Annotated in this window: 14 protein-coding genes; 5 read left to right on the forward strand and 9 right to left on the reverse strand. The window is 58.4% G+C overall.

The features are described from left to right. Positions 1-3: 3 nt before the first annotated feature. Both L1P05_RS08550 and L1P05_RS08555 read right to left on the reverse strand, forming a co-directional pair. Positions 4-552, reverse strand: a complete 549-nt coding sequence (locus L1P05_RS08550) for a GNAT family N-acetyltransferase (RefSeq protein ID WP_197500818.1) — start codon at positions 550-552, stop codon at positions 4-6. Then, the gene (locus tag L1P05_RS08555; protein WP_012848602.1) at positions 515-1,669 is read right to left on the reverse strand and encodes a MerR family transcriptional regulator; all 1,155 of its coding nucleotides are present in this window, start codon (positions 1,667-1,669) and stop codon (positions 515-517) included. The genes L1P05_RS08550 and L1P05_RS08555 overlap by 38 nt, the downstream gene beginning before the upstream one ends. A 378-nt stretch (positions 1,670-2,047) precedes the next feature. Between L1P05_RS08555 and L1P05_RS08560 the strand changes: the two genes are divergently transcribed. Then, positions 2,048-2,491: an acetyltransferase gene (locus tag L1P05_RS08560; protein WP_015683361.1), complete on the forward strand. Its 444-nt coding sequence runs from the start codon at positions 2,048-2,050 to the stop codon at positions 2,489-2,491. A gap of 20 nt (positions 2,492-2,511) precedes the next feature. Here the strand turns inward: L1P05_RS08560 and L1P05_RS08565 are convergent, their stop codons facing one another. Then, the gene (locus tag L1P05_RS08565) at positions 2,512-3,096 is read right to left on the reverse strand and encodes a helix-turn-helix domain-containing protein (protein ID WP_012848604.1); all 585 of its coding nucleotides are present in this window, start codon (positions 3,094-3,096) and stop codon (positions 2,512-2,514) included. Positions 3,097-3,691: 595 nt separating this feature from the next. Between L1P05_RS08565 and L1P05_RS17585 the strand changes: the two genes are divergently transcribed. Continuing rightward, positions 3,692-3,742, forward strand: a complete 51-nt coding sequence (locus L1P05_RS17585; RefSeq protein WP_455424226.1) for a hypothetical protein — start codon at positions 3,692-3,694, stop codon at positions 3,740-3,742. Between the two features lie 79 nt (positions 3,743-3,821). Beyond that, positions 3,822-4,634 carry a trypsin-like serine peptidase gene (locus tag L1P05_RS08570; protein WP_012848606.1) on the forward strand — a complete coding sequence of 271 codons (813 nt, stop codon included), beginning with the start codon at positions 3,822-3,824 and terminating at the stop codon, positions 4,632-4,634. A 17-nt stretch (positions 4,635-4,651) separates the two neighbouring features. Here L1P05_RS08570 and hrpA read toward each other — a convergent pair whose 3' ends face one another. The 4 genes from hrpA to L1P05_RS08590 all read right to left on the reverse strand — a co-directional run bounded on the left by hrpA (position 4,652) and on the right by L1P05_RS08590 (position 11,810). Next, positions 4,652-8,536 (reverse strand): ATP-dependent RNA helicase HrpA, encoded by a 3,885-nt coding sequence (gene hrpA, locus L1P05_RS08575; RefSeq protein ID WP_012848607.1) that lies wholly within the window; start codon positions 8,534-8,536, stop codon positions 4,652-4,654. 147 nt (positions 8,537-8,683) lie between these two features. After that, positions 8,684-9,010 (reverse strand): YdbL family probable chaperone protein, encoded by a 327-nt coding sequence (locus L1P05_RS08580; RefSeq protein WP_012848608.1) that lies wholly within the window; start codon positions 9,008-9,010, stop codon positions 8,684-8,686. Between the two features lie 9 nt (positions 9,011-9,019). Further along, positions 9,020-9,214 (reverse strand): YnbE family lipoprotein, encoded by a 195-nt coding sequence (locus L1P05_RS08585; RefSeq protein ID WP_012848609.1) that lies wholly within the window; start codon positions 9,212-9,214, stop codon positions 9,020-9,022. Further along, positions 9,207-11,810 carry a YdbH family protein gene (locus L1P05_RS08590; RefSeq protein ID WP_012848610.1) on the reverse strand — a complete coding sequence of 868 codons (2,604 nt, stop codon included), beginning with the start codon at positions 11,808-11,810 and terminating at the stop codon, positions 9,207-9,209. The genes L1P05_RS08585 and L1P05_RS08590 overlap by 8 nt, the downstream gene beginning before the upstream one ends. Positions 11,811-12,015: 205 nt before the next feature. Here L1P05_RS08590 and L1P05_RS08595 point away from each other — a divergent pair, with 205 nt between their 5' ends. Next, positions 12,016-13,008, forward strand: a complete 993-nt coding sequence (locus L1P05_RS08595; protein ID WP_015461514.1) for a 2-hydroxyacid dehydrogenase — start codon at positions 12,016-12,018, stop codon at positions 13,006-13,008. Between the two features lie 73 nt (positions 13,009-13,081). On the opposite strand, the gene L1P05_RS08600 is transcribed toward L1P05_RS08595, so the two are convergent. Next, the gene (locus L1P05_RS08600; RefSeq protein ID WP_015461515.1) at positions 13,082-13,288 is read right to left on the reverse strand and encodes a hypothetical protein; all 207 of its coding nucleotides are present in this window, start codon (positions 13,286-13,288) and stop codon (positions 13,082-13,084) included. 287 nt (positions 13,289-13,575) lie between these two features. On the opposite strand from L1P05_RS08600, the gene L1P05_RS08605 reads away from it, so the two are divergent. Beyond that, positions 13,576-13,995, forward strand: a complete 420-nt coding sequence (locus tag L1P05_RS08605; protein ID WP_012848614.1) for an META domain-containing protein — start codon at positions 13,576-13,578, stop codon at positions 13,993-13,995. A 14-nt stretch (positions 13,996-14,009) separates the two neighbouring features. Here L1P05_RS08605 and L1P05_RS08610 read toward each other — a convergent pair whose 3' ends face one another. Beyond that, positions 14,010-14,267: a putative hemolysin gene (locus tag L1P05_RS08610; protein ID WP_034168064.1), complete on the reverse strand. Its 258-nt coding sequence runs from the start codon at positions 14,265-14,267 to the stop codon at positions 14,010-14,012. Positions 14,268-14,417 lie beyond the last annotated feature (150 nt).

Consider the following 14,417-nt stretch of genomic DNA (forward strand, 5'->3'; position numbering starts at 1 on the left):
TCTTTACTCGAAAGCTTTATGGAATGTAACTATCCCAGAAGGCAATTGATTAATATTGATTAGTGATTGTGCCAAAAAATATTTAGCAGGAACACCCTCAACAATGAACCGATGATTATGATGGAAACCAAAACGTGAGTAATACTCTGGGTCACCCAAAACAACAAGGCCATCAATATTTCTTTCTTTTAACAACAAAATCGATTGTTCTATCATTTTACTGCCAATTCCCTGCCTCTGCCGCGAAGGTGAAACAGAGATAGGCGCCAGAGCATGCCAGCGGGTTGTTATCCCATCTATTTTTACGGATGAATAGGCAAGATGACCAATAATCCCACTATCATCCTCCGCGACCAATGATAATGTCATTGCTTCCGCATCACGTAATCTGTTGATAATCATATGCTCATTTGGGGATGAACCCGGTTCATGATGAGGGTGTCCTGTAAACGCCAATAAAGTTAACCTTTCTATATGGTTTATATCTTGCTTCTTTTCTTCTCTGATAATCATTTTATTGTCTCTTTTGTATAATAAAAATTTGATATCCATACTCCCCCAGACAGGTATCATTGATATCTATTTCTCTTTTCAGGTCCTGCCAAGCCATCGAGTGGCTCAATTTACTTTTTAAAAGTTCAACTCTTTTTTTTAGCGGCGAAAGATAAAGCTCCCAGGCTTCTTTACTTATTTCAAAATCTGAGATTAGATCGTAACCTGCTTTTTTAATCAGCATCTTATTTTGTGCAACATTTAACATGGCTGGATAATTTTTCAACCAGAAATTTCTAGCGCTTTCACTAGGTGTATTACTTAACCAAACTATTTCACTGATGACCAGACATCCACCAACTCTCAGATACTTTTTCCATGACAATAAAGCATTATTAAATCCCATGATGTAGGCACTGCCTTCTGACCAAATAAGATCAAATACGCCATAGGCGAAAGGAAGTGCTCTCATACTGGCACAGCACAGATTTACGCGGTGACGCAGACCATATAACTCATTCAAATATAGTGGTTCATTATCTAGAGCTGTAACGTGAGCCTGAGTATTTGAAGCTAACAATCGAGTTGCCACCCCACGTCCACAACCAATCTCAAGAATGTTATCTAGCTTATCGGGAACCATGCTTAACGCTCTTAACGTATCTGGATCAGAGCCAGGTCCAAGGCGAATGAGACCGAGAAATATTTCATTAAAGTCAGACATATATGAATCATGCTCATGAATATTTCTTGAAAGGTTGCGAATTCTTAGAGCCTCTTTTTCATTAATCCCCTGAGTATTGAGCCAGCGCAAATGCACATCTGGCGATATTTTTTCCAACTCCAGATGCCAAGTCTGTTCTTCTGAAACACCTAACATAGACTCCAGTAACATTTTAGCCCGTAACTTTATGGCTATATCATCTTCGAGTTGTTTCAACCTTTCTGTTAAGAGTTGCTTATCACTCTTCACATTTATACATACCAGGCACTCCTTGAGAGTCAGGCCTGCAGCATGCAGATGGATGACTAATTGCAGTCTTTGAACATCTTTTTCGCTGTAACTCCTATAACCATTAGGAAGCCTGATGCTTTTAATAATACCGAGCTTTTCATAGTAAAGCAGCGCCGTGCGAGATAGACCTACAATGGCGGCAACCTCTGATATTCGGAACATACCGCACCTCCAGAAGTGAAGTATCAACTATGAAGCAATAGACGGGTCAATACAAAAATATCTATTTGGCTCAAACCAATATCACTCTTATTTGTTATTGAATTGTAACGGAAAAGCGAGTAAGAACCGACCGCTCATACAAGATAAACCACAGGTTTATGGTTTTAAACACTTAGCCCAGAGTTGACAGAAATTTCGGCGGTTCCGGCGTAGAACCCCAAGAGGATGGAAATACTATGATAGCTAACGTTCATCCTGAACGCGTGATACGAGATCGCGACGAGAGCACTATTGTGAATTTAATTCCACTATAGTAAATTTGCGCAGGTGAATTTTGGACGTAACTACACCCAATAATGGCCACGAGAAGGTAGCAAAATGTTAAAAATCAGAATGTCACGACTATCTGAGGCACCCGAAATTATACAAATTTGGCGCAATGCTGTAGATGCTACGCACGATTTTCTCACCGCCCACGACCGGCAACAGATCGAACATGAGGTTATCAGCTTTTTTTCACAAACCCCCGTCTGGGTTGCAACTAACCAGGAAGATCGTCCACTGGGCTTTATGTTTTTGCATGATGGCCATCTAGAGGCGCTTTTTGTCGATGCTTCTGCGCGCGGGCTTGGCGTCGGCAAACGGTTGATATCACATGCACTGGCGCTTCACCCTGATTTAAGCGTCGATGTAAATGAACAAAACCAGCAGGCCGTAGGGTTTTATCAACATATGGGCTTTAACGTCTCAGGGCGTTCCGACCTGGATAGCCAGGGAAGGCCGTATCCCCTATTACACCTGCGCAAAGCCGACGGATGTTAACGGCGGCTGCAGGGAGAATATCATTTATTTTTTTGGCAAAAAGCCACAACGTATGAACAGCTCTGCTCCCTATCAGGGTTATTCATTTGATATTCGCTTGTAAAGGTAAGGGCAATACAGTCTCCAGCCTGGAGATGATGGTTCTGATGATTGACCCGAAAATCAAGGCAGCCACTCAGCATCCAGAGTGTTTGCCCTGAAAGATGCTCATTCGCGCAGGCGGGGATCGTTAGTTGACCCAGCGCGGGAATGTCGACTCTTATCAGCTCTGGACATGCGCCCACGGGGGAGAGAGACCAGCGAGTAATGCCCGACTGTTCATCTGTCCAATGCTGCTGCTGATGGGCAAAGCGCACCCGTGAATTCTGGTGTTGCTCAAGCTCTGCGAAAAATGTTGAGAGCGTAATATTCATGGCGCTAGCTAAGCGACTCAGTATTGTCGCGCTGGGACTGGAGGTGCCCCGTTCGACCTTGCTAATCATGGCCTGGCTGACGCCCGATCGCTGCGCAAGCTCTGCAACCGTCCAGCCGCGTGTTTTTCTGTGTTTAAGCAATAAGCGCGCAATGTCGCTATCGACTATCTGATTTTTAGATGTTTTATCCATTTTCACACTCATGCTCACTCTCGCTTTCGTCGGCCTGATTATGCCATTACCTCAATTAGGCTGAAATCCTTGATTTTGTAAGTTTAAAACATCGGCATCATCTATGATTGGCGCATCGTCTCGTCTCAGAGGTCATGGCAGGATCATTAGATGTCGCGCTGGGTAACTGCACGTTTGCTTCTGACGCTAAGCAGAGGAATAACGCCGGAAGCCTGAGCCGCTATGACCTAATGAATCAATCCGCGAGCAGTAAGCGAAGACCGCTCCCGCCGCCGCCTTATTAGCCTCAGGGAGACATCGACGAATGGCGTAAATCGAGCGGTCGTTACCCCGCCCCTCGCCTAATGGACCCAGCGATCTCTCCTTTCCTTCATAACCGGTGTGACTGTCCGACGGCGGGAAGCGTTCAGAAGAGGGAAAAGAGAGATAAATGTATGTTGTAACTAATTGGAGATCTCGCGACGCCGTACAAAGGGTTACATGCCGAAACCATTCCCCCACAGTCGGAGCGCAGCCAATCTTCTACCATTATCCTATCGGCCCGCTCTGCCCCTGGGGTACTCCTATGTTCCGTCACTATCGCTTCGAGCTGTTGATGCTATTGCTCATTCTGTGCGCCATCATCGCAGCCTGTTTTTATGTTTAGCTGCATCAGATGACGTGCATAGCGCCCCGCCGATTGACTACACTGTCGATAAATAACACGATGATTCACGGAATTAACCATGCGCTTCCCTGCCCTTTTGAGCATTACGCTGTTATTGACTCCCTGGCTACCGCACGCCGCCCTGGCGGATGACGGGCTTACCCCCGCTCAGCAGCGACAGCTGTTCTTCGGTCACGACGATCGCGATCGCGTCAGTGAGGTCGCCGACGGGCCATGGAACGCCATCGGCCAGGTCGAAACCGCCAGCGGCAACCTGTGCACCGCCACCCTGATCGCGCCGCGCTGGGCGCTGACGGCGGGCCACTGTCTGCTGGCACCGCCGGGAAAAACCGATCGCGCCGTAGCGCTGCGCTTTATATCTCAGGACGGTAAGTGGCGCTACCAGTCACGCCATCTACAGACGCGGGTCAATCCGCAGCTGTACAAAAAGCTCAAGGCCGACGGCGATGGCTGGATTGTTCCGCCTGCGGCGGCGCCGCAGGATTATGGATTGGTGGAGATCACGGCCGGTCCCCTGCCCGATCTGCGTCCGCTGCCGGTATGGCAAGGGACACCGAAAGCGCTGAGCGCGGCGCTGAAGGCGCAGCACCGCCAGGTGACCCAGGCCGGCTATCCGCAGGATCATCTGGATGTGCTCTATCGCCATCGCGACTGCCTCATCACCGGTTGGGCACAGAGCGGCGTGCTGAGCCACCGCTGCGATACGCTGCCGGGCGACAGCGGATCGCCGCTGCTGATGCGTCAGGCGACCGGATGGACGCTGGTCGCGATCCAAAGCTCGGCGCCGGCGGCGGAAAACCGGGCGCTGGCCGATAATCGCGCCGTCGCCGTTACCGCGATTAACGCGGGGCTGCAGCGTCTAATGCGCTGAGGCCCCGGGTGGCGCGGCTATGGCTGCTCCGCCGCCTCCATCGCCTGCAGGATACGCTTGTCTGACACCGGATAGGGTGTGCCCAGCTGCTGAGCAAAATAGCTGACGCGCAGCTCCTCGATCATCCAGCGGATAGCCTGCACCTCCGGCGCCTGACGCCGCACCGGCGGCAGACGGTTAAGCCACTGCTGCCAGGCCTGCTGTACCTGTTCAACGCGCAGCATCTGGGCCCGATCGCGGTGCGGGTCGATACCCAGCTTCTCCAGGCGACGCTCGATGGCGTGCAGATAGCGCTCCACGTCCGCCAGGCGATCCGCGCCGGTCGCCGTGACAAAGCCCCGGTAGATAAGCCCGCCCAGCTGCGCCTTAATATCGGAGAGGGCCAGCGCCATCGTCATGTCAACCCGCCCTTTCAGGCGCTTATTGATCCCGTTGGCACAGGTCAGAATGCGCTCGACCTGTGCGGCAATCGCAACCACCGTCTCATTCAGCTCGCCGCGCACCCGCTCATGCAGCGCCTCAAACGCCGCGGTCTCCCAGACGGCGCCGCCGTGGCGCGCCACCAGCGTATCCACGCCGCAGGCGATGCAGTCGTCGATCAGCTCCAGCACCTTGCCATAGGGGTTAAAGTAGAGCCCCAGCTTGGCCTTGTTCGGCAGCTTTTCATGCAGATACTTCACCGGAGACGGAATATTCAGCAGCAGCAGTCGGCGCAGACCGCGGCGCATCGCCTGCTGCTGCTCCTGTTCGGTCTCAAAGAGCCGGATCGCCACGCTCTCCTTCTCATCCACCAGCGCCGGATAGGCCTTGATGGCATAGCCGCCGCGCTTTTGCTCATAGCACTGCGGCAGCTGACCAAAGCTCCACAGATGCAGCCCCGCTTGTTCAAGGCCATCGTCCGCCACCGCCGACAGGGTTTGCTGTACACGATCCTTCAAACGCTGCTTCAGCGCTTCCAGCGACTTACCCTCGGCCAGCGGCCGGTTGCGATCGTCCAGCACCCGAAACGTGACGCTCAGGTGATCGGGCAGCTGATCCAGCTGCCAGTCATCACGTGACACCGTCACACCCGTCATGCGGCGCAGTTCGCGCTCCATCGACTCCAGCAGCGGCAGCTCAAAGGGCGTCGCACGGGCCAGGAAGGCATCGGCATAGTTGGGGGCCGGCACAAAGTTACGCCGCAGCGGCTTCGGCAGCGACTTGATCAGCGCCATCACGCGCTCACGGCGAATACCGGGGATCTGCCAATCAAAATCACGATCCTCGATCTGATTCAGGATCGCCAGCGGAATATGCACCGTCACGCCGTCGGCATCCGCGCCCGGCTCGAACTGGTAGGAAAGACGCAGGCGAAAGTTGCCCTGCTGCCAGGCATTGGGGTAATCCTGCGCGCTAATGCGGGCGGCCCCCTCTTTGATCAGCATCGACTTCTCAAAGTTGAGCAGCTCGGGCTGCGCGGCCCCCGCTTTCTTCCACCAGCTATCGAAGTGACGCACCGACACTACCTCTTGACCGATCCGTCGGTCATAAAAGGCAAACAGCGTCTCGTCATCCACCAGAATATCGCGGCGACGCGACTTGTGCTCCAGCTCTTCGACCTCGCTGCGCAGACGTTGATTGGCGCGCATAAAGGCGTGCTTTGTCTGCCACTCCCCCTGAACCAGGGCATGGCGAATAAACAGCTCTCGGCACAGCAGCGGATCGATGCGTCCATAGTTCACTCGCCGCTCGTTGACGATCGGCAGACCATACAGCGTGACCTTCTCGCTGGCCATCACCGCGCCCTGGCTTTTCTCCCAGTGCGGATCGCTATAGCTGCGCTTAATCAGGTGCTGTGCCAAGGGTTCGATCCACTCCGGGTCGATCCGTGCGGCGACGCGCCCCCACAGGCGAGAGGTCTCCACCAGCTCCGCCACCATCGCCCACTTGGGCGGCTTCTTAAACAGCGACGAACCGGGAAAAATGGCGAAACGGGCGTTGCGCGCGCCTGTAAATTCCTGCTTTTCGACATCTTTCTGTCCGATATGGGAGAGCAGGCCGCTCAGCAGCGCGCAGTGCAGCGCCCGGTAATCGGCGGGGGCGCTGTTAATATGGAACCCCAGCGATTTCACCGACTGACGCAGCTGGGTATAGATATCCTGCCACTCGCGCACCCGCAGATAGTTGAGAAACTCGCTTTTACACAGCCGACGCAGCTGGTTAGCGGAGAGCGCCTGCTGCTGTTCGCGCAGATAGTTCCACAGATTGACCAGCGCCAGAAAGTCACTCTCTTTATCGCTGAAGCGACGGTGCTTCTCATCCGCCGCCTGCGGACGGTCGGCGGGCCGTTCGCGCGGGTCCTGAATCGACAGCCCGGCGGCGATCACCATCACCTCACGCAGGGCACCGTTGCGCTCCCCTTCGATCACCATGCGCGCCAGACGCGGATCGATGGGCAGCTGCGCCAGCTGACGTCCCAGCGCGGTCAGTTGCTGGTGTCCACGCGCATTGACCGTGACCGCGCCCAGCTCCTCCAGCAGACGCACCCCATCCTGAATATTGCGCTTATCCGGCGCCTCGACAAAGGGGAAGGCAGCAATGTCGCCCAGCCCCAGCGCGGTCATCTGCAGGATCACCGACGCGAGATTGGTGCGCAGGATCTCCGGATCGGTAAAGGCGGGACGCGACAGGAAGTCCTGCTCATCGTACAGCCGGATACAGATCCCATCGGAGACGCGGCCGCAGCGCCCTTTACGCTGATTGGCCGAGGCTTGGGATATCGGCTCAATCGGCAGCCGCTGAACCTTGGTCCGATAGCTGTAGCGACTGATGCGCGCCGTACCGGGATCGATAACATATTTGATCCCCGGCACCGTCAGCGAGGTCTCCGCCACGTTGGTCGCCAGCACAATGCGCCGTCCGCTATGGGCGTGAAAGACCCGGTTCTGCTCGGCCGCGGACAGGCGAGCATACAGCGGCAGCACCTCGGTATGGGGCAGCTCAAGGCGGTTCAGCGCATCGGCGGTATCGCGGATCTCTCGCTCGCCGCTCATAAAGATCAGAATATCGCCCGGCGCCTCATGGCGCAGCTCATCCACCGCATCGATAATCGCCTGGGTCTGATCGCGATCGCCTTCGCCATCGGCGATGGGCCGGTAGCGAACGTCAACCGGATAGGTCCGTCCGGACACCTCGACGATCGGCGCATTATTGAAGTGGCGGGAGAAACGCTGCGGGTCAATGGTCGCCGAGGTGATGATCACCTTGAGATCGGGACGCTTGGGCAGCAGCTGACGCAGATAGCCCAGGATAAAGTCGATGTTCAGGCTGCGTTCGTGGGCCTCATCGATAATCAGCGTGTCATACTGCATCAGCAGGCGGTCCTGCTGGATCTCCGCCAGCAAAATCCCGTCGGTCATCAGCTTGACCAGCGTATTGTCGCCGACCCGATCGCTAAAGCGCACCTTATAGCCCACGCAGCTACCCAGCGGGGTATCCAGCTCATGGGCGATACGCTCTGCCACCGAACGGGCCGCCAAGCGGCGCGGCTGACTGTGACCGATCATTCCGCGCACTCCGCGCCCCAGCGCCAGGCACATTTTGGGCAGCTGGGTCGTTTTACCGGAGCCGGTCTCCCCGGCGACAATCACCACCTGATTATCGCGGATCGCCGCCAGCAGCGCCTCGCTCTTCTGACTGACCGGCAGCCCCGGCGGATAGCTAATCGTCGGACAGGCGGCGCGCCGGTTGGCCGTCACCTGACGCGCCCGGGCTATCTCCTCCGCCAGCGTCGAGGCGGTCGCCTGCAGGGTATCGGGTTGGGTGATTTTATTGGCGCCCTGGAGACGGCGCATCAAACGCTGGCGATCGCGCAGCATGACATCATCAAGCTGGTCGGCCAGCGCACCAAGCGGGGATTTCACGTTCAGAATTCCTTGGAAAGGCGCCGGTGCGATACGTATTCGCCCGGCGCGGCAGTTGATATCCTGTTATCTCCCTATCTTACCACAGACGGGCGCCGGGTCAGAGTGTGACAGGGCGCGCACTTTACCCCCGATGTCCGACGCTGATCACGGCTTGCGCAGCCACATACCGTTGATGCCCTGCACGTAGTCACCGGGCCGAGCGCGAGCCACCAGCTTTTCGCCCGCTAGGCGCGCCACGCTGTCGCGACTGACGCCGTTGCTCTGCGCCAGCGCCTGATAGCTTTCCGCCCGCCCCCGATTGACCCGCGCCACCAGCGCCAGCGTCTCGGCGTCCTGACTGCGGGCAGCCAGATAGCCGCTGAGGGTCTCCCCGACCCGACCACTGGCCCGGGCCTCATCCAGCGTTACCGCCCGCAGCGGCAGGCTCAGCGCCAGCGCGGCGCAAAACAGCAGAATCCGATAGCGTTTCACCCCTCCTCCTTAGAACAGCCCAGGCTTGGACTTCAGCAGGGTTTCAACCTCTTTATCCAGCGTAATGTGAATGTCATGCTCAATCTTCACGTTCATATTGATGGTGATAGGCTGCGTGGGCGCCGCGACCTCGATGCGCGGCGTACACCCCGTGGCCCACAGCGCCAGCAGCAACGCCGGCAGCGCAAAATTACGGTTACTCATGCTGACTCCTCGTTGCCCGGGAGAGGCGGGACTGCAGCCACTCCTGTACGTTATCGCCGAAGCGCAGGCTGCGCCACAGCTGGAATACATTCTCCTGCTGGCGGTAGTTGAGCTCGATAACCCGCCGATGGTCCTTCTGCCGATTAATGCCGTACAGCGTCGCATCCAGCGTCAGCTCCCCCAGATTGCTTAAATCGATCCAGGTGTGGGAGCGCCCCACCTCCAGATAGCGCAGCCAGTCAAGGGCCGCCCCACCGATCGGGTTATTGCTGACGATGGCATCCACCATATCCTTGTCCAGGCGCAGCGTGACGGGGCGGGTGTTACCCAGCCAGCCGCGGTGAATAATCCACTGCGGGTTATGCAGATAAAGCGGCAGCTCGCCATCCACCTTGCCCGACAGGGCAAACTGCTTCACCTTCAGCGCGGTGATCAGCTCACTCAGCTCAATATTGTGCAGCCGCAGCAGCGTGGGCTGATGCTGCGGCAGACGCAGGCTGGAAAAACCGACCTCGCCCCCCAGCATGTCGGCTGTCACGTCGCTCAGGGTCAGCGGGGAGGCCTCGTCGTATGGGTAATAACCCTGCAGATCGGCACGGATCTTCCGCAGATCGAACTGATTGACCAGTCGATCAATACGCAGGGTGACCGGCGTATGTGGGCCGAGCTGCCAGCGACTGTCGTGCAGCCGATAAGGCAGCGTCAGATCCATCGCGTCCACCCGGCCATCCTTTAACCACAGACCCACACCCTTGGCCTGCAGATGCCCCCCGGCGACAAAGCCTTGGCCGCGCGCCGCCGAAAAGGCCGCCTGGGCATGGAATTGCCCCTCGCGCAGACGTACCCCCAGCGATGGCGTCAGCAGCGGCTGAAAGACCGTTACCGGCTGGCTGGCCCACCAGGCCTGACCGCGCAGACGCGTACCATCCCAACGCCCATCCAGCCGGATCGGGCCGATGGCGCCGGCGCGCAGATCGCCGCGCAGCTGCATCGACGCCGGCGATTCACCCTGCGCCGTCAGTTGGAGACGCGGCGTGGGCAGATAGCCGCCGTGGGTAAAATCAATCCGCTGGGCGGCCAGGGCAAACCCGGCGTGGAATGCCGCATGCTGCGACGCCCGCAGCCACATCAGCGGCTGGGTCAGGGTCAGGCGTGGGCGGATGACCCGTGCCAGCCCATAGGTCAGGCGATCGAAGCCGGCGGAGAGATAGTCCAGGTGCAGCGCATCATCCTGCCATGCGCCCTGCCCGCTAACGTCCCAGCGCGCCCGCAGCGGCGGCATCTGCCCTTTTCCCCAGTAGCGCCAGCGCCAGAGTCCCTTATCGGGGCGAAACGCCTCGGCCTGGCCATCCAGATGCAGCTGTCCCTGCCCCCAGTAGCGGTGGCTGACGCGCAGAATGGCCTGGAGACGTCCGCTGACGCCGTCGCGGCTGACGCGCACCCCCGCCAGCGGCCAGCGCACCTCCTGCAGGGTGGTCTGGGCATCGGTTTTACCCCAGATGCGCAGCAGCGCACCGGGCAGCAGCCTTAGGGTGGGGTCCTCGGGCGTGCCGCTGACCCGCGCATCGAGGGCGGCGGAAAACGACAGACCGCCATGATTAACCAAGCCGTTCAGGCGCAGGGGAAAAGCCCCCGCCTGAAAATCCAGCCGCCCCGGCCCCAGCTGCATCACCATGTTGGCCTTTCCCTGCGTCCCCCGAGTCAGCATATTGACCCGCCCCTGCAGCTGGGCATGCCGCCACCCCGATAGCCAGTCGCGCAGCTGCAGCGCGGCGCTACCCTGCAGCGGCTGAGGCCCATAGGGCCAAAACCACTGCCCATCGCTGACCGTCAGCGCCCCCTGCTGCTGCTGCCAGGGCAAATCGACCAGCGGGCGGGGCTGATCCAGCGCGTTGAGCAGCAGGCGCCCCCCCTGGCGCTGCCAGATAAGCCGTAGGCGTAGCGGGTGCGGCAGCCCGGACAGACGAAACTGCGCCTGCAGCAGTCCTCCCGGCGGCACGGTCGCGAGATCCAGCCCCAGCGCTATCTTCCCCTGTAGCTGCAGAGCATCGTCGAGCTGCGGCAGCCGCAGCAGCAGCGAGCGCACGCTCAGGGCCTGATGCTCCAGCGCCAGATCCAGCTTAAGCTGCTCGCCGTCCAGGCCGATACGCTGGGCGCCGTCCTGATTATTCAGCCGGAGCGTTCCGCCGTAGCGCTGCCACGGCAGGATATTGAGACGCCCGATGGTCAGGGCCAGAGGCGGGAGCGACTGCTGCAGCGAGGCGATCGACGGCATGGTGCCCCCGCCGGGCGCGGCAGAGAAGCAGCGGCTGTCCAGATCGACCGTATCGGCATTGAGCTGCCAGTGCGGGCGCCGGTAGCTCAATGCCGCGCCGCGCAGGCTCAGCAGTGGACATGCGCCCAGACGATAGTCCAGCCGCGGCAGCCGCAGGGCACCATCGGACCAGTATGGCCGAGCGGGAATCATCACATCGGCGCCGGCCGGCAGCCAGGGCCGCAGCGCTGCGGACAGCCAGTAGGGCGAACTCCACCACGCCGCTACGCTGCCCGACAGTAACACCGCCGCGCCTATCGCACCGATATATCGCTTTTTCACTCGTCTTCCCCACCCGTTACGCCACGGCGCCGCACCATACCATACTTACCAGTTTAGCTAAATGTACCCCGGACGACAGTGGATTAATCTATTGCCATTCAAGGCGCTAACAGGAAAAAATGATTTACATCACACTTCCCCGTCCGTTTTGTCCACCTTCTCTATTTTTGCTATGATGATCACAATTTCAGCTGGGGGAATATTTATGAAACTCGCCATCTACAGCACCAAACAATACGACCGAAAATATATTGAGCTGGTAAATAAGCAGTTCGGCTTTGAACTGGAGTTTTTTGACTTTCTGCTGCGCCCACAGACGGTGAAAACCGCCCAGGGGTTCGATGCGGTCTGCATTTTTGTCAACGATGACGGCGGACGCGAAGTGCTGGAGCAGCTGGCCGCCATGGGCATTCGTATCGTCGCCCTGCGCTGCGCCGGCTTTAACAACGTCGATCTGGACGCCGCCAAAGCGCTGGGTATCGAGGTGGTCCGCGTCCCGGCCTACTCGCCGGAGGCGGTCGCCGAGCATACCGTTGGCATGATGCTGACCCTTAACCGTCGAATTCATCGCGCCTATCAGCGCACCCGCGACGCTAACTTCTCGCTCGAAGGGCTGATCGGGTTCAACATGCACAACCGTACCGCCGGCGTCATCGGCACCGGGAAAATCGGGATCGCCACGATGCGTATCCTCAAAGGGTTCGGCATGCGTATCCTGGCATTCGATCCCTATCCCAACCCACAGGCGCTGGAGCTCGGCGCAGAGTATGTCGATCTGAAGACCCTGTATGCCCAGTCCGACGTCATTACCCTGCACTGCCCGCTGACGCCGGAGAATCACCATCTGTTAAACCAGGATGCCTTTGCCCAAATGAAAGACGGGGTGATGATCATCAATACCAGCCGCGGCGGCCTGATCGACTCCTGCGCCGCTATCGATGCGCTGAAGCAACAGAAGATCGGGGCCCTGGGCATGGACGTGTATGAGAATGAGCGCGACCTGTTCTTTGAAGACAAGTCCAACGACGTGATCCAGGACGACGTGTTCCGCCGCCTCTCCGCCTGCCATAACGTGCTGTTTACCGGCCACCAGGCCTTCCTGACCGAAGAGGCCTTGACCAGCATCTCGCTGACCACCCTGCAGAACATCGATGATCTGATCCATCATCGTCACTGCCCGAATCGGCTTACCGCCTGATCGCCACGTGTGTCTTGGCGCACAAAAAAACCCGCTGCGGCGGGTTTTTTCGTTCACGATTTGCGGCGGCGGCCTACACCAACTCCTCCTGCGTATAGCGCTGGCGATAGTAGGCGAGACGCTCGTTGAACAGCGCCCGCTGTTTCGCCGTCATATTTCCCTGTACCTCGGTCGCACTGATATTGCGCCCCTGTGACTCCATCATTGCAATACTGCTGGCCAGAAAATCCATGGTGTTTGTGCTAAACGCAGCCGCCGGCCGGTCGGATACCATCGCCATTCGCACACTCCTCTTTCTGTATTGATGCTGATGCCAATTGCCTGTCAAAATCATCGTCGGCGTCCGTGCTGCGGACGACGGCGACCGGCGCAGAAAACGCGCCGCACATTGCGCTACGGCGATAGCGAGCCGACGGACGTCGTGTCCGTCATCGCGGTGGTCTCGCTGGATTGCCGTACGAATAACAAGTATAGATGAGACAGAGAAAGCTGCCGTGAAAAGCGGGACATCATTGCATTTATTCTACGCCTTGCCTGCGGATACCCCCTCTGGAGAGAGAAGCTGACATGAAAAGGATCCTGACCGCCCTGCTGTGCGGCCTGCTCGGCGCCTGCAGCGCCCCGCCGACGGCGCAGCAGCTGCTGCACCATCGCTATGTTCTGCAGACGATCGATGGCCATCCCCTCGCGGCAACGGCGGCGTCCCGCGCGCTGACGCCGGATCTGGAGTTTGGTGAAGGGCTGTGGATCAGCGTCAGCCTGTGCGGTCAGCTAAGTGGCCAAGCGACCCTGCGACGGGGCACGCTGCGCATCGCCGCGCTGCAGCGCACGCCGTCCCCCTGTCCCGATCCCGCCTGGCAGGCGGCGCAGCGCCGTCTGGAGACGATGCTGCGACACGGCGCCCGGCTCACGCTGCGGGGAGAGACGCTGGCGCTGCGCGATGCGCAGGGAACGGTGTGGCGCTATAGGCTACGCGACTGGATGTAGCGGCGGCCGTGCGATCAGTTGGGGCAGCGGCCGCTGATCACGCCCCGCTCCGTACAGCGTTTGCCGTCCGGCAGCTGACACTGTACCAGCGAGGTGCCGTCCAACTGATGCGCCAGCGCGACCTCGCCGCCGATCAGTGCGCATCCCTCGCTCAGCGCCGCGCTGGCGGCGATATGTGGCCGCGCGCCGGCCGTCTGTGCCGCAGGCTCGCTGGCGCAGCCTGATAGCATCACGACCAGCAGCCCCCCGATCCCCATAGCAACCCCTCTCATTCTCATCACTCCCCTGACATAAAACGTAACGCTTTGCCTCCCATCGCCACCGCGCCCAAGCGCCATCAGCACAGGGCAAGCGTGCGGAATCTTTGTTACCATAGCCCTGCAGGCTAAGGATAGCGTGGCATGGGTTTTTACGCCGAATGA

The sequence above is a fragment of the Edwardsiella piscicida genome, assembly GCF_021733145.1.
Taxonomy (GTDB): Bacteria; Pseudomonadota; Gammaproteobacteria; order Enterobacterales; family Enterobacteriaceae; genus Edwardsiella; species Edwardsiella piscicida.